The organism is Shewanella sp. 30m-14, from assembly GCF_052977125.1.
In genome coordinates, this window is the sequence record NZ_JBRILW010000011.1 from 58,237 (window position 1) to 78,390 (window position 20,154).

Annotated in this window: 14 protein-coding genes and 2 pseudogenes; 8 read left to right on the top strand and 8 right to left on the bottom strand. The window is 43.7% G+C overall.

From position 1 onward, the window contains the following. Positions 1–72: 72 nt before the first annotated feature. On the bottom strand, positions 73–711 hold the full coding sequence (locus ACVBIU_RS10090; RefSeq protein ID WP_447162685.1) for a trimeric intracellular cation channel family protein: 639 nt from the start codon (positions 709–711) through the stop codon (positions 73–75). Between the two features lie 338 nt (positions 712–1,049). Here ACVBIU_RS10090 and ltaE point away from each other — a divergent pair, with 338 nt between their 5' ends. Further along, on the top strand, positions 1,050–2,066 hold the full coding sequence (ltaE, locus tag ACVBIU_RS10095; protein ID WP_447162684.1) for a low-specificity L-threonine aldolase: 1,017 nt from the start codon (positions 1,050–1,052) through the stop codon (positions 2,064–2,066). 108 nt (positions 2,067–2,174) lie between these two features. Here ltaE and ACVBIU_RS10100 read toward each other — a convergent pair whose 3' ends face one another. From ACVBIU_RS10100 to ACVBIU_RS10110, 3 genes are all read right to left on the bottom strand, one after another. Further along, on the bottom strand, positions 2,175–3,020 hold the full coding sequence (locus ACVBIU_RS10100) for a hypothetical protein (protein WP_447163671.1): 846 nt from the start codon (positions 3,018–3,020) through the stop codon (positions 2,175–2,177). 142 nt (positions 3,021–3,162) lie between these two features. Beyond that, on the bottom strand, positions 3,163–4,758 hold the full coding sequence (locus ACVBIU_RS10105; protein ID WP_447162682.1) for an alkaline phosphatase: 1,596 nt from the start codon (positions 4,756–4,758) through the stop codon (positions 3,163–3,165). Positions 4,759–4,920: 162 nt separating this feature from the next. Then, positions 4,921–6,426: an alkaline phosphatase gene (locus ACVBIU_RS10110; protein WP_447162686.1), complete on the bottom strand. Its 1,506-nt coding sequence runs from the start codon at positions 6,424–6,426 to the stop codon at positions 4,921–4,923. A gap of 302 nt (positions 6,427–6,728) precedes the next feature. Between ACVBIU_RS10110 and ACVBIU_RS10115 the strand changes: the two genes are divergently transcribed. Further along, on the top strand, positions 6,729–7,097 hold the full coding sequence (locus ACVBIU_RS10115) for an acyl-CoA thioesterase (RefSeq protein ID WP_447162681.1): 369 nt from the start codon (positions 6,729–6,731) through the stop codon (positions 7,095–7,097). Positions 7,098–7,200: 103 nt separating this feature from the next. Here ACVBIU_RS10115 and ACVBIU_RS10120 read toward each other — a convergent pair whose 3' ends face one another. Continuing rightward, entirely contained in the window at positions 7,201–7,410 is a 210-nt protein-coding gene (locus ACVBIU_RS10120) for a hypothetical protein (RefSeq protein WP_442529678.1), read from the bottom strand. A gap of 230 nt (positions 7,411–7,640) precedes the next feature. Between ACVBIU_RS10120 and ACVBIU_RS10125 the strand changes: the two are divergent. The 4 genes and pseudogenes from ACVBIU_RS10125 to ACVBIU_RS10140 all read left to right on the top strand — a co-directional run bounded on the left by ACVBIU_RS10125 (position 7,641) and on the right by ACVBIU_RS10140 (position 11,116). Then, positions 7,641–8,635, top strand: a pseudogene (locus tag ACVBIU_RS10125) (transposase). Between the two features lie 665 nt (positions 8,636–9,300). Beyond that, positions 9,301–9,672 (top strand): hypothetical protein, encoded by a 372-nt coding sequence (locus ACVBIU_RS10130; RefSeq protein WP_447163670.1) that lies wholly within the window; start codon positions 9,301–9,303, stop codon positions 9,670–9,672. Between the two features lie 313 nt (positions 9,673–9,985). After that, on the top strand, positions 9,986–10,738 hold the full coding sequence (locus ACVBIU_RS10135; RefSeq protein ID WP_447163669.1) for an SDR family oxidoreductase: 753 nt from the start codon (positions 9,986–9,988) through the stop codon (positions 10,736–10,738). Between the two features lie 114 nt (positions 10,739–10,852). Then, positions 10,853–11,116 (top strand): hypothetical protein, encoded by a 264-nt coding sequence (locus ACVBIU_RS10140; protein WP_447163668.1) that lies wholly within the window; start codon positions 10,853–10,855, stop codon positions 11,114–11,116. A 48-nt stretch (positions 11,117–11,164) separates the two neighbouring features. On the opposite strand, the pseudogene ACVBIU_RS10145 reads toward ACVBIU_RS10140, so the two are convergent. From ACVBIU_RS10145 to ACVBIU_RS10155, 3 genes and pseudogenes are all read right to left on the bottom strand, one after another. Then, a pseudogene (locus ACVBIU_RS10145) lies at positions 11,165–12,357 on the bottom strand (IS4 family transposase). Positions 12,358–12,895: 538 nt separating this feature from the next. Next, positions 12,896–14,197, bottom strand: a complete 1,302-nt coding sequence (locus tag ACVBIU_RS10150) for an NAD(P)/FAD-dependent oxidoreductase (RefSeq protein WP_447162680.1) — start codon at positions 14,195–14,197, stop codon at positions 12,896–12,898. A 432-nt stretch (positions 14,198–14,629) separates the two neighbouring features. Beyond that, entirely contained in the window at positions 14,630–14,992 is a 363-nt protein-coding gene (locus ACVBIU_RS10155; protein ID WP_447162679.1) for a cytoplasmic protein, read from the bottom strand. A 461-nt stretch (positions 14,993–15,453) separates the two neighbouring features. On the opposite strand from ACVBIU_RS10155, the gene ACVBIU_RS10160 reads away from it, so the two are divergent. Together ACVBIU_RS10160 and ACVBIU_RS10165 are read left to right on the top strand one after the other, a co-directional pair. Further along, positions 15,454–16,608, top strand: a complete 1,155-nt coding sequence (locus ACVBIU_RS10160; protein WP_447163667.1) for an efflux RND transporter periplasmic adaptor subunit — start codon at positions 15,454–15,456, stop codon at positions 16,606–16,608. Positions 16,609–16,707: 99 nt separating this feature from the next. After that, on the top strand, positions 16,708–19,863 hold the full coding sequence (locus ACVBIU_RS10165; RefSeq protein WP_447163666.1) for an efflux RND transporter permease subunit: 3,156 nt from the start codon (positions 16,708–16,710) through the stop codon (positions 19,861–19,863). Positions 19,864–20,154 lie beyond the last annotated feature (291 nt).

The following is a 20,154-nucleotide window of genomic DNA, read 5'->3' on the forward strand; positions in this document are numbered from 1 at the left end:
TTAAACTTGAGTGAATAAAAAAGGTCGGCATTTGCCGACCTTTTAGTTTCTATAGATTATACCGAATGAGCATTAATGCGCGTTATCAGATTGGTACTGATAATCAAATTTGGGCATTGACCACTTATAACGAATTGCTAGCATTCTAAAGCTAAAACCAAAGGTTAACGATATTGAAAGGTTAATCCACTCCGGCACGCCATAAAACTTCATTGCCACATAAGCCGCAGCGGTTAATAGTGCGACTAAAGCGTATAGCTCTTTCTTAAAGATAAGTGGTACCTGGTTACAGAGAATATCCCTAATCACACCACCAAATACGCCTGTAACGACACCCATAACGATAGCTATTTCAGGGCTAAAACCTAGCATTAAGGTTTTTTGAGCGCCAATAATTGAAAACACAGCCAAACCGATGGCATCGATAGCCAAAAATAGTTTAGACAGATGACGCATAACTGGTGCAATCATTACAGTGAGTAATGAGGCTGCAGCAATGGCAATCAAGTAATGGACATTTTCAATCCAAATCAATGGGTAGTTGCCGAGTAAAATATCGCGCAACGTGCCGCCACCTATGGCGGTAACACAACCTATTATGACTACACCAAACAGGTCCATCTGTTTTTTACCTGCAGCCAGTGCACCTGTCATCGCTTCGGCAAGAATACCGATAAGCCACAAAAAGCTGATAACTTTAACTTCTAACATAATTTGCACTAGCTAAATAAAAGGGAGACGATTTTCGCTCTTTTTACGTTAAAAATACAATGATAAAAGCTATGTTGTTGCATTATTTTTTCTAATGGTTGTTTTCTTGCCCCTGTCTAAAGTCTACATGTTTGCTGGGTTTTGAGTTTTTCGGGATTAGATTTCTATTTTATTTGTATTTATGTTTGTTAAATTTAGGCGTTAGAGCTACAGGCTGCGCTTTGCTGACTATTTTTTTATGTTTGTAAACTTTGCAATTTGAACTGGCAGTTCATTAAACGCCGCAGTAATATTAGCCTTTGTTTGATAATTCCAGATCAAGAGACTTGAGGTTAACAATGATTGATTTTCGCAGTGATACGGTCACTAAGCCTACGGCTGCTATGCGCGCCGCGATTAGTCAGGCTGAAGTTGGGGATGATGTTTATGGCGACGATCCAAGTGTTAACTACCTTGAAGATATGGCCGCTGAAATGTTTGGCTATGATAATGCACTTTTTACCTCTTCAGGGACTCAAGCGAACTTACTTGCGTTGATGGGGCACTGTGAGCGCGGTGACGAATACCTTTGTGGTCAACAGGCGCACAACTATAAGTTTGAAGGCGGAGGGGCAGCAGTTCTAGGCAGTATTCAGCCTCAACCCCTCACCAATCAGGCTGACGGTAGTATCTTATTAACGGATATTGAAGCAGCGATTAAACCTGATGATATCCACTTTGCCCGCACACGCTTACTGAGCTTAGAAAACACCATAGGTGGAAAGATTGTGCCGCAAGAATATCTTGCCTCGGCGCAAGCATTGGCTTTCGAGCGAGGTTTGAAAATTCACCTCGATGGTGCCCGTGTTGCTAACGCAGCGGTGGCGCAAAACATGCCAATGACAGAGATCACTCAGTATTTTGACTCGGTTTCAATTTGTCTTTCTAAGGGGCTATGTGCACCCGTAGGCTCTATTTTATTAGGTGACGAGCGCTTAATTACTAAGGCGAGACGTTGGCGTAAAGTGTTAGGGGGTGGTATGCGCCAGGCAGGTATTTTGGCGTCGGCAGCAACGCTGGCGCTAACAGAGCAGGTAGAACGCTTAGCTGAAGATCATGATAATGCCGCTTACCTTGCAACGGAGCTTGCGACTATCGAAGGCTTCGAAGTCGATATGTCACAAGTGCAGACTAATATGGTGTTTGCAGTGGTGAGTGACAAGATTGACACTAAAACACTTGCGCTTGATTTGAAGGCCAAAGGTATTTTATTGAGCCCAGGTAAAACCATCCGTTTTGTGACGCACGCGGATATTTCAAGAGCCGATATCACCCACTTTATTAGCGAGCTAAAGGGGCTTTTGAGCCGCGTTTAACTGGTCTGATTTTGCGGATGGAAAGATAAAAACCTAGGTCTACGCCTAGGTTTTTTGTTATTAAACAGTCGAAGCCAAAGGGGATAAGGTATTAAGGGGGATACGGTATTAATGCTGGTGGCCACTTTCACCACTAGATAGCTGATTCCCCTGGCTGTCATAAAAGCCAGAACTGCCGTGCTGAATAAATCCTTGGTGGATCATTTTTGCAATAAAAGGGTCTGACTCATTGTCACCAACATCGGCAAAGTCCATATCGTTATAATTTGAAATTAAAGCTGCAAAGGCATCAGATGAGAAGGGCTCTATTTCGGTTAACTGGTAACTGAACTGCTTACCTTTTTGTTGCACTGTCATCGTTACTGGCAGCATTAGTTTTGTCATCCAGACGAGATTGAGTGTATTACCTGCTAACTGACCTTCGTAGTGTGCTACCGCTTGGCAGCTTAGGTTGGCTGAGTGATGCGTTTCATGTTGTTCGGGGCTAGGTGCTGCAGTTTCATGCAGGACGTTTGATAACTGCTTGATTAACTCCGGTGAAATAAGATGCGTTAACTGCTGTAAATCGAAATGCATGTTCAAAGATAATAAGTCACCCTTGCGATAGGTGATAGAACGCTGTTCTGTGGGAAAGTAACGCACATACTCACCTTGTTTATCCCACATTTCAAAGCTCGTCGGACTGCGCTGGTAAATGACTTTATCAGCGCTTCTAAGCAATGTTATTGTGCTTTGTTGACCAAATGCATTCGTGGCGCTGTAAGTCGCACTGAGGTGAGCGGGGTTAATTTGCTCACATTGTCTGGTTGGCTCGGCATTAGCCGTTGTGACATAGGCACTGAGAAAGCACAGACTCAATAAACGATTGAAGATTATCGCCTGTGATATCGGTTTCTTGGGGCGGTTTACATTGCCCTTAGAATGATTGGATTGCGAAATGAATGAAAACGGCATGTTGATTCCTATTAATGGTTCTTACTTAATGCTTCTTACATAATGAAGATGTTGAAGACTCGAATTCGAGAGTATTAAGGCATTAATCAATGCCACCGAGTGAACAAACCTCGGTGGCGATTAATGCCTTACCCTTGGTGTTTTATTGCGCCGCTTCAGCTTTTTCGACTAAGTTTCCAGCATGATTCATTACGTGAAATAGATGATTTTGCTCCACAGTACCTTGGATTAAATGCGCTCCAGGGCCGCTGGCAAAAATGGCAACATCTTCACCTGCGTGAGTTTCACTCCCTAGTGGTACTAATGCTTCTTGATGGAAACCTGCACTTTGGGTGTCGACATAGTTTAGATCGAAGCGCCCTGGCGCTGCAGCGTAGCCATAACGCTCATCGCCACCACTTGCGAGGTTGGCGTAACCTAGTCCATTGGCATAACCAACAGTGGTATAAGGTAAACCATTTGAGTCAGTAGCATTGGTCACGACGGGTAACCCGTCAGAACCATTACTTTTAACTAAGCCTAAAATTGGGTTACCGCGAGTGGGGTAGCCTGCAATGGTAAACACATGGCTGTGATCTGCCGTTACCATGAGAAGGGTATCTTTAGTCGATGTTTTTTCCATGGCGACACGTACGGCTTCTGACAGTGCAATGGTGTCATGCAGCGCACGGGCAGCATTACCTGCGTGGTGAGCATGATCGATGCGCCCGGCTTCGACAATCAGCACAAAGCCTTTGTCGTTCTTTTGCAGAATATCAATTGACTTGGCTGTCATTTCAGCAAGAGATGGCTCGCCACTAGCACCGTCAATGGTACGGTCAAGTTCGTATTCCATATGCGATGAGTTAAATAGTCCAAGTGCATGATCGGTCGTTGTTGGGTCGAGGTTTAAAAATTCATCTCGGTCGGCAACATAAGCGGCATTAGTGTACTTAGATAACCATTCACTGGTTAAGTCTCTGCTGTCTGTACGTTTACCTGACTTACCTTCAGGATCGGTCACTGTCGTTGGAATAAAGGCGCGGCGCCCGCCACCCATGACCACGTTTAGCCCTGTACCATAATCAAAATCCAGTAATTGAGATGCGATATCACTGCAACCATTGGCGATGGCTTCTGCAGGGAGGTCGGCATCACTTTCCCAATTACGTTCAGGGGCATGGGCGTAAGTGGCTGCTGGAGTGGCGTGAGTAATACGCGCTGTAGAAACAACACCTGTTGACAGGCCAGCCATTGCTGCAAGCTCTAAAGAGGTGACTAAGTTTTGGCCTTCGGTCGATGCACAGTTAGCGCGGGTAACACCTTCGGCTTGTGAAATCACCCCTACATCCGTTTTAACACCAGTGACCATTGCCGTCATAGTGCCGGCCGAATCTGGTGTTTGACCGTCAACGTTATAGGTTTTGGCAAGACCTAGATAAGGTAAGGTTTCGAAAGACAATGAGTGCTCTTCACCGGTCTGGCCTTTTAGTTGGCCTTCTAAAATGCGTGCAGCAGTGACGGTTGAAACGCCCATGCCGTCACCTACGAATAGGATGATGTTCTTAGCTGCGCCTGATTGATTATTGATGCTCAGCCCTTGGGCTTTAGTGACGCGCGATTGGCCATCAACATACCATTGGTTGACGCTTGTCCAATCTTGACCATTATTGCCATCTTCGCCTTTATCACCGTCATCGCCACACGCGGCAAGTCCCAGCATGGCAGTTATTGATATTACCAGTAATTTCTTATTCATTTTAAACTCCATAAATCGGTACTAGTGCTGACTGTTTTAGTCAGTGAGAGTCATGTGTGAACACCGCTTATGGTTAGTCGTCATCGGATTGATCCGAGTACTCTAAACCGTGCAGCTTTTAGTCTTCATACTAAAAGCATTAGTGCTCATAGCTCATAGCGTTTAGTATTTGGTTCCGCCAAGCTCTTGGGCTTGATTGATGATGTGAAAAATTACGTTTTGCTCAATAACGCCTTGAACAAGATCTGAACCCGGCCCAGTTGCGTGCAGAGTAATATCTTCGCCGGCATGGGTTTCACTACTCATAGGCACAAGTGCCTGCTGCATAAACTCTTTATCTTGAGTATCAACCGAGCTTAAGTCATCACGCTGACCGACAACTGCGCCGGGGCCATTGGTGTAACCCACGGTGGTATAGGGCTTGCCATCTTGAGCAACGGCAACGCTGCCATCAATGTTGTGGACCAGACCTAAAATCGGGTTACCGCGCTTAGGGTAGCCTGCAATGGTAAACACGTGGCTGTGGTCAGCTGTGACCATGATGAGGGTCTCTTCTGGGTTGGTATTTTCAACCGCAGCTTGCACTGCATTAGATAACTCAACCGTATCCATCATGGCTCGGTAGGCGTTACCAGCATGGTGAGCATGATCGATTCTGCCTGATTCAACTATCAGTAAATAACCGTCTTCATTCTTGTTCAACAATTCAATAGACTTAGTTGTCATCTCAGTTAGTGAAGGCTCACCAGCGGTATCATTAGCGCGGTCAGCTTCATACTGCATATGTGATGAGTTGAATAAGCCAAGTAGGTGCTCTGTTGACGCGACATCAACAGCATCGAAACCTGCTTTATCCCAAACGTAAGCGGCATTACTTAGGTTGTCAGTCCAGACCTTGGTTAAATTTACGCCATCATTTCTGCGGCCAGATTTATCTTCACCGTCAATCATATCGCTGGGAATAAAGTTTCTACGTCCACCGCCTAGTGCAACGGTTAACGCATCCGCTTCCTCACGCATGACTAGCTGGTAGGCGATATCTTTACATTCGTTGGTTATCGCTTCATCGGGTAGATTTGAATCAGCCTCCCAGTTTCGCTCTGGAGAAGTGGCATAGGTTGCTGCGGGGGTTGCGTGAGTAATTCGTGCAGTAGTGACAACGCCAGTAGAAAGGCCTTTGGCATTGGCTAAATCAACCAAAGTAACTAACTCATTCCCTCTAGACGATAAGCAGTTTGCCCGAAGGCTAGTATCAGAAACTGATAACACGCCGGCTTTGGATTTTACGCCTGTCGCAATAGCTGTCATGGTGCCTGCTGAGTCGGGGGTTTGTTGGTTAGTATTGTAGGTTTTAACCAGTGCGGTTTTTGGAAACTTCTCGAAACTTAAGAAGTTTTCTTCTCCACCTTGGTTACCCGTTTGTCGCTGGCCTTCAAAAATACGAGCCGCTGTTAAGGTTGATACCCCCATGCCATCACCAACAAAAAGAATGACATTCTTGGCTTTCGGTGTCGTTGTTTGCTGGGTTTTATCGCTGACAAGTTTGGCACTATCTTTATACCATTGGCTGTCTGTTTGATTGCTAGGCAATACAGAGGCCGTTGCCGCTGCAGTTGCTAGACTACAAGAGATAATCACAGCTATTTTGTTAATATTATTCACTATTATCACCGTCAGTTAATAAGGTTTATATAAGGTTTCCTTGTGCGAGGTGATTGTCATGCAAAAGCATGACGGTATTGAGTCGGATTTATGTCGGTTTTGTTGCTTAAGCAAGTGTTCAGCTGTAAAGCGGGGCATAACGAGTTAAATTGTCGGAGCACTTTTTAGGGGCAAGCGGCGCCACATTAGTGCAATCACACTAATTGAATAAACCTTTGTGAACGGTAAGTGCTTGAATTTCATTGTTTACCATTGTCGGCGTTATTTTTGCTACTACTAAATAGATATTTAACTTATAGGGCAGCAAAATGAAATATTACAGTCGTCGTTTTATTAAACCTGAGCACTTAAACCCAGCTAACTTTCTTTTTGGTGGGCAGCTATTAAGTTGGATTGATGAAGAGGCTGCCATATTTGCTGGCTGTCAGATGAAAAGCCAACGTCACGTGACTAAAATTATCTCGGAAATCAATTTTTTATCACCTGCGAGGCAGGGAGATGTCATTGAATTTGGTTTAGAGCTGATAAGTGCAGGGGCTACCTCAATCACCATCTCTTGTGAGGTGCGTAATAAGCTCACTCATTTGCCAATCGTGAGAGTCGATAAAATTGTATTTGTGCATGTGAATGAAAAAGGGCAACCCACAGCACACGGTATGCGAGCCAATGCTGCTTAACGTCGAGGCTTAATCGTAAAGGCGAATAATTTGGAGAAAAAACAAAAGGCGCAATATTGAATATTGCGCCTTTAGCACGATAGAAACATCTTAATACTCAATATCAGTCTTCGCTAAGATCTTCTTTTACCGAGTTAACCGCATCTCTTGAGGCGTGGCCTATGGCGCGGGTGGTATCTCGAGTGGCATGGCCAATATCAGTTGTCACTTCTTTAGTGGTAGTGCCAATTTGACGTCCAGCGTCTTTCAATTCTGCGCAGCCGGTGAAAACGAGAGTGCAAAATAGCGCTGCTACTAAAGTTAACTTTTTCATAGGGGAGTTGTCTCTTTCTTATAATATTGCTGGCATATTGCCAGTATTATCTAAGCTGCGCTAGGGCAGATCATCACGTTATCAGGGTAGCCTTCTAATAAAGGCTGATTATATTTTTTGTTTGGTGTTACTAAGCAGCTGTTTCTAAATCAAATAACCGAGACACCCAAAATTGTTGGATAGCGATTCCTCTACTAGGCTTTAGTTAAGGTTGAACAGAGGAGTGTGTTATGCCAACACCAAGAAAAGCGTTAGTAAGCTTGGAGGATACACCTTATTACCACTGCATAAGTCGCTGTGTTAGAAAGGCATTACTTTGCGGGTTTGATATTCACACGGGACAATCTTATGAGCATAGGCGTGACTGGGTCGAAAGTCGGCTATTGCAGCTAGCTGAAGTGTTCGCAATTGATATTTGTGCTTTTGCAGTCATGAGTAATCATCTGCACCTTGTATTGCGGGTTGATGCTGAGCTGGCTAAGAGCTGGTCAGATATCGAGGTTGTTTCCCAATGGCAAGAACTGTTCAAAGGCGATAGCCTGAATCACGATTTTGTAAAAGCCCAGCCGCTTGAATCCTATCAACAAACCATCATCAATAAGCGGGTAAAAGAGTACCGACTTCGACTCATGGATATCTCCTGCTAACGCATTCAAAAGAGTTGCGGGCGCTTAATGAACCCATTGCCAGAAAGGCCAATGCTGAAGATAAGTGTAAGGGGCGGTTTTGGGAGGGGCGTTTTAAGTCCCAAGCGTTACTTGATGACGCGGCGGTGCTGGCTTGTATGGCCTATGTCGACCTCAATCCTATCCGAGCCAACATAGCGATATCTCCAGACACCTCAGACTTCACCAGTATCCAGCTGCGCATCAAAGCAGCCGTTAACGGCGAACAACCTAAATCGCTACTCCCTTTTGTAGGCGATGAGCATCAAGATATGCCCAAAGGGCTGATGTTTAATGCAAAAGATTATCTACAACTCATTGATGATACAGGTCGAATCCAACGTCATGATAAACGAGGTGCTATCAGCCAATCCTCGCAGCAGTTGTTGTACCGCTTAAACATTCCTGCCGAGAACTGGCTTAAAATGACCGCCGAGTTCACGAAAATCTTCAAAGGCGCTGTAGGCAATACTCAAGAATTATCGACGTATTGTGAACATCTAGAGCGTAAACGACGACAAGGTGCAGCCAATTGCCACCGATGGCTAGATTGTAGTTAGTTTACGTTAAACCTACTCAACCCTTTTTACGCTACCAGACTGATGTTTCGGCGTTTTTGCTGCGTGATTTCCATTTTAATTGCTGATACTTTACTCGCAAGTCATGTTCAGCTTGTAATTGCCGAGCTTAGGCAAGATATGAGTCAAAATTTTTGGCCATTTGAGTTGTGATTGAGGGGGGGGGGGAAGTGCTGAAAATAATAATGGATGTCTTTATTGCCGTCGTTCTAATAAAGGCTGATTATATTTATTTTTGGGTCGTTGCTACATGGTAGTGGGGTAGGGATTTTGACTTATTTAGTTATCAATCGCCTCCAGCGGGGCATGTGCAGATATTGCCGCATTTTAACTCGATAATTCCTCTTTGTGGGTTGCTGCGGATATGCAGTATAGAACAGTAACAAGCCTGCAAAGTTACTTTTTCTCATTAATAAGTGACAGTAACTGATGACCTTAAATAAGACATTAATATTAATGCTCACTTTGCAATTTTTTGTACTCGTTTATTCAACGTTACTCTGATAGAGTTTTTATAAATCAATATCTTTTATTAAACAAAGCTTAGTAATAGGTTTGTTAAATGCGCATCTCCGTTTTGCCAAATATACGAGCATGCACAAGATACGAATGTTATGTGCTTATATCGACAAGGACAAATATCAACAATGGAATCAAACTTAAAAATAGTAGAAGCTTTGGCAAATGGAATTGATCCTATTACAGGAGAGCTTCTTCCGAATAAATCACCATATAATAATCCAGATGTAATCAGAGCACTATTTACCACTTTAGACTTGGTAAAAAATCCACTGAAGAAGAGACCGAAAGTAAAAAAAACGCCTGAACAGAAACAGGCTGAGAACGTTGAGAGTGGGTTGCCTAAAAACGCAGGGTTACCCTGGACAGACGAGCAACGTGCAGAGTTAGCACAGATGTTCTCATCTGAAAAAGAAATAAAGGTGTTAGCAGAGATTCACGGTCGTACAAATGGTGCAATTACTTCTGAGCTCAAGAAGCAAGGCCTTTTAGAAGAGTAATAGAGGCATGCATATAACAGATTCCGTACCGTATGACTGTTTTGCTTCACTCAATGGCTAGCTTGACACCCATCATCAATGGCATGTTTTGAGGATTCCCTTGTTGAAAGTAGAACTGCACCACTTTCCAGCTTAAAGCATCGCTCTTGCAAGTTTTCTTATCTTTAATCGTCAATCTGAAATTATCACACTTGATAGTTTGATGTGGCTTGGAGCCTGAAGGCCTGTATGAAGGCCTATCTTGTTGATTTAATTTGGCGGGCTCATATAATTTTTTTATACATTTTCCAATTTTACGGTTCAAGGATGATTTATGAGTAATTCAAAAGTGGTGTTAATTACTGGTGGTGGTCGAGGTATCGGTGCTGCTACTTCAAAATTATTTGCTTCTAATGGCTACGCAGTTTGCATCAATTACAAGTCCAATTCGGTGACGGCCGAAGCACTCGCTGATGAAATTAGGTTAACTGGTGGTCAGTGTATTACGGTTCAAGCCGATGTTTCTAGTGAGGCTGATTTATCAAGGCTGTTTGCCAGAATCGACAATGAACTTGGTAGTTTGTCGGTGCTTGTTAATAATGCAGGTATTCTTCGCAAACAATCTCGCTTGGAAGATATGACTGCCGATAGAATCAATACCATCCTAACCAATAATGTGACTAGCTATTTTCTTTGCTGCCGTGAGGCTATTAAGCGTATGTCTACTCGTCATGGAGGAAAGGGAGGTGTGATTGTGAATGTTTCATCGGGCGCTTCTCGCTCGGGCTCGCCAAGCGAGTATATTGATTATGCTGCATCTAAAGGAGCGATTGATACGCTGACCAAAGGATTATCACTAGAAGTGGCAGCTGAGGGAATTCGAGTTAATTGTGTTCGCCCTGGGCTCATCCATACAGGTATGCATGCTGATGGTGGTGAGCCTGAAAGGGTAGAGCGACTTAAGAGCATCATTCCTCTACAACGTGGTGGCAGACCTGAAGAAGTAGCCGAAGCAATCTACTGGCTTGCGTCTGAAAAGTCCTCATTCTCTACGGGAAATTATTTAGACTTGGCTGGTGGCTTGTAATCCATACAAGGATTTAAGAGTGATACCCAACGCGCGGCATTTTCATTTTATTGTTGGGTTTTGTGGTAGCGTTGTTCACACTTTAATGCGGCGTTAAATGGAGTTAACTAAGCAATGCCTTATAAATTTAGTAAAAAAAATTCTGATTACAGTAAAGGTGAAAGGAGAGTTACAGCAGTAATCTGTTTTGTAGTATTTGCCTTGTTTACTTTTTACTATGCAAATTCTTTTAACTTTGAAAGTGAGTTTTTTAAACTTGCTTTCCCCTACCTGTTTGGAGTAGTAATAGGAACGTTAGTAGGCATATTTAGCTACAATTATCCAAAAGTCATTCATTTAACGATATTTGCATTGCCGTTAATGTTTGTTGGTAGCTGAACACTTAATTGAATATGTGGGGTCAGAGACTGAGGGATCCCCACGAATTTAATAGCATGTTTGTGGATCCCGAACTAAGCCTTGCAGTGTCTTAATGGCCGTTCGCCAATGCGACTTCAGCAGCCTCAACTTCCTGTCTTTGTATGCTCTCAAGCCTATAAACTGGTTTGAGATCACGTTGCGGTGCTTTATTGAGTTCGCTTGATATTGCCTGTGTTTACCAGCAGCTTTGACGGCTAAACCTAACAGATAAAGCACAAATTGAGATAGGCAGGCAATGAGTAACAATACACTTAACCTGCTCGAGTTCCGAGTACCACTATCATTCATTTTTAGCCCTGTTTTAACATCTCTAAAGCTTTCTTCTATCTGCATCCTTGTCGCATAAATCTTAACGACTCTTTTAGCCGTAGCACTTGAGTTACAAAGTGATGTAGCTAGTAACCAAGGCTCTTTTTCTCGCTCTGCATTTGCACGAGACCGCTTACTTCGCCTGGCTTTATCACCTGTTGCAGTTCTATCTTTTCGTCCTTTAGGCTCGTGTTTGAAGATAACTAAACGAGAGCTGAAAGAAGTCTGTTCACCTAAAAAGTATACGCCGATATTTTTGGCTATAGAGCTTGCTTGAGCGTAAAGTTTTTTGACAGGATACCAATGATGAACCGCGCTTTTTCTGCAGTGAGTTCTATTTCTAAAACGCCCCACATAATCCCAATTAAGTGACAAGATTTGCTTAAACCAAGGGATGCGAAAACCAGCATCAGTTACGATGATAGGCTTGCAATCATTGGGCAGCATAGCCTTTAATTTTGTCATAAATAATAGGTGCGTTTTTGGCTTCTCTTTCTTATTAAGTGGATGTATCTCTTCGTAGAGTGTTAAAGACCGCCCTGGGCTGCAAGGGATGCTCGGATAAGAAAGTGTTGCTTTCGGTCATCAAGATCTGACCAATCGATATGAATAATTGGCTGCTTCATTGTCCCGACTAACAGGTAAGCCATACGGGTATAAATGAACTCGATATCACGATGTAAATTGGCGTTACTACAAAGCCTGTCTACACGTTTAATCTTATGTTTTTCCAAGGCATTACTATCAATGCCGCGACCAAGTCCAGTGATTGATAGGGAACCGCCATTCATAGAGCTTTCGATTGCAGAAAACAAACTCTGCCGTCGAGTTTTGTGCATTAATGGGGTGACAAGAGAAAGGCATTTTGATAAAACTTGTTTTGCATTCATGGCATTTACTCGTGGTAATTTTTGTTTGGCGATAAATTTGATCACCAAATGCCATGAATGTTCCTCATATTTTTGCCTATCTCATTATTTCTGTTTATCTTTTTGTGGGGATTCGTCAGGGTCAGAGAAAACTTTAAGCGAACCTCATACATTCCCTAATCCCACGGACTCTTTTGCAATAAGGCTTTAATATCCAATAAGCTGCTAGAGCTTTATTCATAACTTTAAATGTCAAAAATAGTGCTGTTCTAATCTAGTGTAGATGCGGCTGAGACAGTCGAAAACATGGATGTTTTCGTTGAGCTCACAGGGACGTGCTTGCAGCGAGTCTCAGAAGTGTCTGCACATACGCCGGCCGCAGGCCATGGGAACCACTTTAGTTGGAGGCCACTCTTAGCCTGAAGATATAGAGCTTGATGGACTTTGTTATCAAACGAAGTTTGATTTTGAAGTGTCGCAGAACTGAACAAGCCAACTCAAATTGGCAAAAAATGTTGCTGGTGCTATACCAAAATACCAGCAACATTCACAAAGCTAATTAGTGCAGCTTCAAATGTGGGTGCACTATACGGCTAATGCCTTTGGCTAACATCAATAGCGTGCCTTTTATTGGTCCATGAAGTTCAATAAGGTGTCTTCTATAAAGAGAGGTATAAACGAAGCGAGCAATCTTACCTTCTACCATTACGCCGCCACCGATAAATGACATCAAGTTACCTACCGTGTGGAACTTAGACAGGTTAACCAAAGCACCTAAGTCTTTATAGACATAGTTATTTGAGGCAGGTTTACCTGCTAATAATAACTTAATATTGTCTGCAGTCATTAGTGCCATTTGGCGTGCAGATTGACCACGTGGTGGTACCCAGCTGCCATCTTCTTGAGGACATGCTGCGCAGTCGCCTATCGCGAAAATAGCGGGATCGCGTGTGCTCTGCATATTTTGTTTAACCATGACTTGATTAATATGATTGCTTTCAAGGCCGCCGATATCTTTTAAGAAGTCTGGCGCTTTAACACCTGTAGACCAGATCACCATATCTGAAGGGATAAATTCGCCTTCAGATGTGTGCAGGCCATCTTCTGTGACTTGATTGATACGAGTATTGGTCATCACTTTGACACCAATAGCTGTCAGTTCTTTTGCGACTGAAGCTGAGATCTCTTCCTTTTCAACCTTAGGTAAAATGCGCTCATCGGCTTCAATCAGGGTAATTTCTAACAGGCTACTATCGATTTTATAGCCGAAACCACGTAACTGATCGACCGCATGGTGCATCTCTGCAGACATTTCTACACCGGTTGCTCCAGCACCTACGACCGCAATCTTGATTTTGTCATCTAATTGATGGTGGCTTGCGTAGCGCATGAACTTATTTAACAGCATGGTACGAATTTCCATTGCTTGTTCAGTGCTATCTAAAAATACACAATGATCACGAACACCCGTAATATTAAAGTCGTTAGCAATGCTGCCAATAGCAATAACTAAGTAATCGTAGTCAATACGACGAGCCGGAAGTAATTCATAGCCTTTATCGTCATTAATAGCCGCAAGCGTGATCTGTTTAGCTTCTCTATCTAGCTCTGTCATCGCACCTTGCTGGAAGTGGTAACCATGGCTCGCTGCATGGCCTCGGTAGCTGATGGCATCGATACCAATGTCGAGCGCACCCGTTGCAACTTCATGCAGAAGGGGTTTCCAAATATGGCTTTCAGCGCAATCAACTAATGTGACTCTGGCTTTGCCTTTACGTCCCAGCTGATGACCGAGTTTGGTGGCGATCTCCATACCACCAGCGCCGCCACCTACGATGACAATATTTGGCATTTCATGCATGATTTTTATAATCCTTAATCAGATAAAACTGAAAATAAATCTAGGGTGTAGTGAGTAATACAATTGGCATTGGTTTTAAGGTATAAACAGTTTTATATTAGTAGCTTAAGGTTAATTGCTAATTGTTTTACATACAGAATAGTTTTGATGAGAAAACCAGAAAAGTGTAGCAGTAGATATAAAAAACGGCAATTAGAGGTCTAGAGAGTTAAAACCTAGGAAAAGAGAAGGTGTTCTTTTTTATCTTGTTGTATTTTATTACTTTTAATTTTTTGTTTGAGCGTTTTTATGGCTTTCTTTGGCTAAAGCTAACTCGTGATTTGTGAGCTGAACAAGGGGAGGAAAGTCAGAAGTGTGAACTTGCTCTTTTATGGAAGTAAAATATAAAGCGGCATGCTCTAGAGTCTAATCACTAAAGCATGCCGGCAATGATTAAAGCTTGCTTAAGCGAGACTTATAATCTTCGATAACATGCTCCATGATTTCTTGTACCGATGTGTCTTTAGTCTTGTTATCCATAAACACTTTGAAAGTCACTAATGCATGCTTGTCATCGTTGAGACGGTCATTTTGCATGGCGAAGTAGGCTTGCTCTTGCTCACACTCTCTGACGACAAACCCTTCATGTTCAAATAGTCGGTTGCCAGAATGGCCGTGCCATTTAGTAATTCTATCTAGTGCGATTTCGCAAGAGCGGTTGAGCTCAACATGGTTTCGCCAGCTAGTTGGGTGTGCGGGATCCTTAACGTGAGGACATCGGACTGTGTAGTTGTATACATGAGAGATTGCTGTCATAAATTACCTACCTGTTCGCTGTGACTAATGCCATCTTAGGCATCGTTTTTAATCTTGGTCAACCACCTAGGTGGCTTGAGCGTACTTTCTGTGTAGTTAGAGCAAAGATGGGTTAACTCAATATCTACTAATTCTATAGCGCTTTAATATAACGCCTAGTTAACACTCTAGTTGCTGTACCTATTGTTTACCATGACATTTGGCTTAATAACCTTGTTCCAGATCTCACTTTTATCGATACAGGTAAACTAAGTAGTCGCTTTGGCTAATAAAGCATCAGTTGAAGTGTTTGTATTGTTGATTGTTAAGCAGCGGAGTGAATTGGCCTTAATCAGGCTTCACGTATTAGTTATGTTGCCTTGTTTGATGTTCTGTTGCGAAAAGGTATCTTTTGTTGGTGGGTTAAGCCTATAATTTCAGGATAAAAATATAGCGCAGACCCTATCTACCTGGAGGCTTAAATGGCCGGTTCAACAGTTTCAAACCTTAAGTTGTGGATGTTAATTTTTAGCGCCACGGCACTCACAGCCTGTGGTGACGCGCCCGCGCCGCAACAAGCCATGTTGCCTAGTGTTATTGTCAACACCGCTCATACACAGTTGATAACACCTAAATCAGAAATTGTTGGCCGAACTAGGGCATCAGAAGATGTGATTATTAAGTCACAGATCCAAGGTCAGTTACTCAAGCGTAGCTTTATTGAGGGTGATGATGTTACTGCGGGGGATCTATTATTTGAAATCGATCCATCGACCTATGAAGCAGAATTAGCGCAGCAAAAAGCAGTATTAAAGCAAGCGGTTGCATCAAGGGATGTGGCGGTTATGAATTGGGAACGTGGCCGTCGGTTATTGCCTGATGGCATGATCAGTGCGCAGGATATGGATGAACTCACCAGTCGAAAATTGACCACCGCAGCTGGAGTGGTTCAAGCCGAGGCTGCCGTGCAGTCCGCAGAGCTACAATTAAGCTATACCAAGGTATATGCACCAATATCTGGGCGGATCAGTCACTCAAAAGTCAGTACCGGCGACATCATTACCCCGCAATCTGAAATGGCGAGTTTAGTGCAGCTTCAACCTATGTGGGTTAATTTTCAAGTCGCAGAAAAGAAGCTGATCACTGCTCAACAAAACTTCTCTAAGGCTGTCGATAGAGACGTAAAAATTACTGATATTGTTATGCGCCTTAGATTACCCAACGGCACCATGTTCAATGAAGTCGGCTATATCGACTTTGTTGGCAATCGCGTTGACGCGGCTACCGGGACTTTACCTGTTCGAGCCACGTTTAAAAATGATGACAAGCTGATGCTTCCAGGTTTGTTTGTCACCTTAGTGATTGAATCACCCATCACCGAAAGTGCACTACTTATCCCTCAAGCTGCAGTGCAGGAAGATCAACAAGGTCGTTTTGTTATGGTGCTCAATGAGCAAGATGAAGTTCAAAAACGTATTGTTGAGCTGGGTGACCGTTTCGGCGTTGAATGGCGTGTATTGGGTGGTTTAGTCGATGGTGAACGCATTGTGGTAGAAGGGCTGCAAAAAATTCGTCCAGGCATCAAGGTTAATCCAGTAGAGCAAGAAGTTGTTCCTTTCAAAGAAGATGAAAAATAATAGCCGGAGCAGTCAAGATGAATGTATTTATTCACATCTGCTCCGTGATCCCTTTTGGGGTCTTCGACGAGCAACGCCTAGATTTGATTGGGGAATGTCATGATTAGCGAATTTTTTATTAACAGGCCGAAATTTGCCTTTGTGATCTCAACGGTTTTGACCTTGGTTGGTTTGATCGCCATTCCAGTGTTATCTGTGTCAGAATTTCCAGAAATAGCACCGCCACAAGTAAGTGTATCAACCAGTTACTCTGGTGCCAGCGCTGATATTGTCAAAGACACCATAGCCCAGCCTTTAGAAGCCGAAGTGAACGGTGTTGAAGGCATGATATATATGGAGTCGAAAAGTGCTAACGATGGTAGTTACTCGTTAAATGTTACTTTTGAGGTAGGCACCGATGCCGATATGGCTCAGGTGAAAGTACAAAACCGAGTGCAGCAGGCCATGCCGCGTCTACCTGAAGAGGTAAAGCGTCAGGGGGTTAAGGTCGAAAAACAAAGCCCTAACATGCTGATGGTGGTTAACCTGGTTTCACCTAATGAAACTTTTGATTCTCTGTTTATTACTAACTATGCCGGCTTAAACGTAAAAGATGCGCTAGCGCGTCAATATGGTGTGTCTAAAGTACAGGTCATTGGCGCACTGGATTATGCCATGCGTATTTGGCTGGACCCTGACAAAATGGCCAGTCTTGGCGTCACGGCGACCGATGTTATTGCAGCGCTACAAGAGCAAAATATTCAAGTGGCATCAGGGCGGATTGGCGCAGCGCCAGTGGATCCTGAACAGCAATTTCAGTATACATTGCAGACCAAGGGGCGTTTAAAGGACCCTAAAGAGTTTTACGACGTGATGATTAGAGCTAATAACGATGGCTCTAAGGTGGTGGTTGGCGATGTTGCTAGAGTGGAGCTTGGCTCTCAAACCTATGATGCTCAAGGTAAGCTAAATAACAAGCCATCGGCAATTATCGCCATCTATCAATCACCAGATGCAAACGCCTTAGAAGTCGGTAAAGCGATTAAGGCTGAAATGGAAAACCTGTCTGAGCGTTTTCCTGATGATCTGCAGTATGAAGTGCTGTATGACACCACTGAGTTTGTTGAAACCTCAATTAAAGAGGTGGTGCAAACCCTGTTTATCTCTATTGCGCTGGTGGTTTTTGTCGTATTTATCTTTTTACAGGATGCACGCTCAACCTTAGTGCCTGCTATTGCCATTCCAGTTTCGCTTATCGGTACATTTGCCTTCTTACTTGCTTTTGATATGAGTATCAATACTGTTTCTTTATTCGCGCTTATTCTCGCGATTGGTATCGTCGTCGATGATGCGATTGTGGTGGTGGAGAACGTCACTCGTTTGATGCAAGATGAAGGCTTATCACCTAAAGAGGCGACATCTAAAGCGATGAAAGAGGTCACAGGGCCGATTATTGCAACGACCCTGGTATTGCTTGCGGTATTTGCACCAACGGCTGTGATGCCGGGGATCACTGGACAGATGTATGCCCAGTTCTCCGTGACTATCTGTATCTCTGTACTTATCTCATCAATTAATGCACTTACCTTAAGCCCAGCTCTTTGTGCATCATTACTACGCCCGCCTAAGACACATACGAAAGGCTTCCATGCTGCCTTTAATAAGTATTTTGAACAATTTACGGGCAAGTACATGAAGTTAGTGTCGTTGCTGACACGTAAGCTCGTCATCGTTGGCGTGGTGTATGTTGGTCTAATCCTTGTGACCGGCGGGGTCGCCAAAATGTTACCGTCGGGTTTTGTACCGATGGAAGATAAGAAAGCCTTCATGGTGGATATTCAGCTACCCGATGGCGCCTCACTTAACCGTACCGAAGATGTGATGCGAGATCTGGTTGAGTTAACGCTTGCCGAACCGGGGGTGGAGAATGTGATCCATGCCAGTGGCTTTAGTATTTTAACCGGTTCAGTGTCATCAAATGGTGGTTTGATGATTGTCACTCTATCAACTTGGAGTGAACGTGAATCCCCCGACATGGTTGAGTCAGCGATTGTAGCTAAGCTACAAGCTAAATATGCCGCTAACCCTGCAGTGAAGGCGATGGCATTCTCACTGCCGCCAATTCCTGGCGTAGGTAGCGTGGGTGGCTTTGAGTTTGTATTGCAAGACACTCAAGGGCGCAGTCCCCAAGAGTTGGCCTCTGTGATGCGTGCTTTAATTATGAAAGCCAATGAGCAACCTGAAATCGCCATGGCCTTTAGTAATTTCCGCGCCGATGTGCCACAAATGTTTGTTGATGTTGATAGAGATAAAGCTAAAGCACTGGGGATCTCGTTAAATGAGATCTTCTCGACGATGCAAACCATGCTTGGCTCTATGTACGTCAATGACTTTAACCGTTTCGGTAAGGTGTTTAGAGTTATTTTGCAGGCAGAATCAGAGTACCGTAACTCCGATAGAGATATTTCACGTTTCTATGTGCGCTCTAAGACTGGCGAGATGGTCCCCTTAAGTACGTTGGTGACAGTGACACCAATTTTGGGGCCTGACGTGATGAATAACTACAACATGTTTAGTTCGACCACGATTAATGGTTTTCCGGCTCCCGGCTTTAGTTCGGGTGATGCGATTACGGCAATGGAGCGCGCGGCCAACGAGTCGCTTCCGGCTGGTTACACCTTTGAGTGGACAGGACAAACTTATCAAGAGATTAAAGCGGGTAACCTAGCACCGCTGATTTTCTCGTTGGCGTTAGTGTTTACTTACCTATTTCTAGTGGCTCAGTACGAGAGTTGGACAATTCCATTTGCCGTTATTCTAGCGGTACCAATAGCGGTATTAGGAGCATTCCTCAACATCTTGTTAGTGGGGTCAGACTTAAACCTCTATGCTCAGATTGGTTTGGTGCTCTTGATTGGTCTTGCCTGTAAGAATGCGATTTTGATTGTGGAGTTTGCTAAACAGTTGCACGAAGAGGGTAAGAGTATCATTGAAGCTGCACAGACGGCGGCGCGATTACGCTTTCGTGCAGTATTGATGACGGCGTTCTCATTCCTTTTAGGGGTATTGCCATTAGTGATAGCGACGGGCGCAGGCTCTGGAAGCCGCCGCGCGTTGGGTTACTCTGTGTTTGGCGGTATGTTAGCGGCCACTATTGTGGGTACGCTATTAGTACCGGTATTTTACGTTATCATGCAAAAGATGCGTGAAAGGGCTAAAGGCTTACCTAAAGAACCTGAGGAGTCTCAAGTTCAAGAGCATCAAGTAAAGTCATAAGACATTAGCCTACGGTTATCGCTTTAACTAAATTGCCTGCTGCAAAGCAGGCTTTTTTATGCAGAGTGATTGTGGGACTTAAGCGAGTATCGGTTATGAAAGTAAGGTCTGCCTTGGTCGTTGGCGCTAGCATGCATAACCACAATCAATATTGTTATGATTTAGAATGTACTTTATGAAATGGCGCGAAGTGGTGCGGTTAAATTGCTGCAGAAAGGAAAAAACCCACTCCGAGGAGTGGGTTTCTAAGCTTGCTTTAACTTTTGCAGGGAAAAAGCGAACCAAATAATT

Excerpts from the sequence above, each read along its gene's own strand:
- ltaE (WP_447162684.1), top strand. The coding sequence starts at position 1,050 with ATGATTGATTTTCGCAGTGATACGGTCACTAAGCCTACGGCTGCTATG.
- ACVBIU_RS10090 (WP_447162685.1), bottom strand. The coding sequence starts at position 711 with ATGTTAGAAGTTAAAGTTATCAGCTTTTTGTGGCTTATCGGTATTCTT.
- ACVBIU_RS10115 (WP_447162681.1), top strand. The coding sequence starts at position 6,729 with ATGAAATATTACAGTCGTCGTTTTATTAAACCTGAGCACTTAAACCCA.
- ACVBIU_RS10135 (WP_447163669.1), top strand. The coding sequence starts at position 9,986 with ATGAGTAATTCAAAAGTGGTGTTAATTACTGGTGGTGGTCGAGGTATC.
- ACVBIU_RS10100 (WP_447163671.1), bottom strand. The coding sequence starts at position 3,020 with ATGCCGTTTTCATTCATTTCGCAATCCAATCATTCTAAGGGCAATGTA.
- ACVBIU_RS10155 (WP_447162679.1), bottom strand. The coding sequence starts at position 14,992 with ATGACAGCAATCTCTCATGTATACAACTACACAGTCCGATGTCCTCAC.
- ACVBIU_RS10140 (WP_447163668.1), top strand. The coding sequence starts at position 10,853 with ATGCCTTATAAATTTAGTAAAAAAAATTCTGATTACAGTAAAGGTGAA.
- ACVBIU_RS10165 (WP_447163666.1), top strand. The coding sequence starts at position 16,708 with ATGATTAGCGAATTTTTTATTAACAGGCCGAAATTTGCCTTTGTGATC.
- ACVBIU_RS10120 (WP_442529678.1), bottom strand. The coding sequence starts at position 7,410 with ATGAAAAAGTTAACTTTAGTAGCAGCGCTATTTTGCACTCTCGTTTTC.
- ACVBIU_RS10160 (WP_447163667.1), top strand. The coding sequence starts at position 15,454 with ATGGCCGGTTCAACAGTTTCAAACCTTAAGTTGTGGATGTTAATTTTT.
- ACVBIU_RS10150 (WP_447162680.1), bottom strand. The coding sequence starts at position 14,197 with ATGCATGAAATGCCAAATATTGTCATCGTAGGTGGCGGCGCTGGTGGT.
- ACVBIU_RS10130 (WP_447163670.1), top strand. The coding sequence starts at position 9,301 with ATGGAATCAAACTTAAAAATAGTAGAAGCTTTGGCAAATGGAATTGAT.
- ACVBIU_RS10105 (WP_447162682.1), bottom strand. The coding sequence starts at position 4,758 with ATGAATAAGAAATTACTGGTAATATCAATAACTGCCATGCTGGGACTT.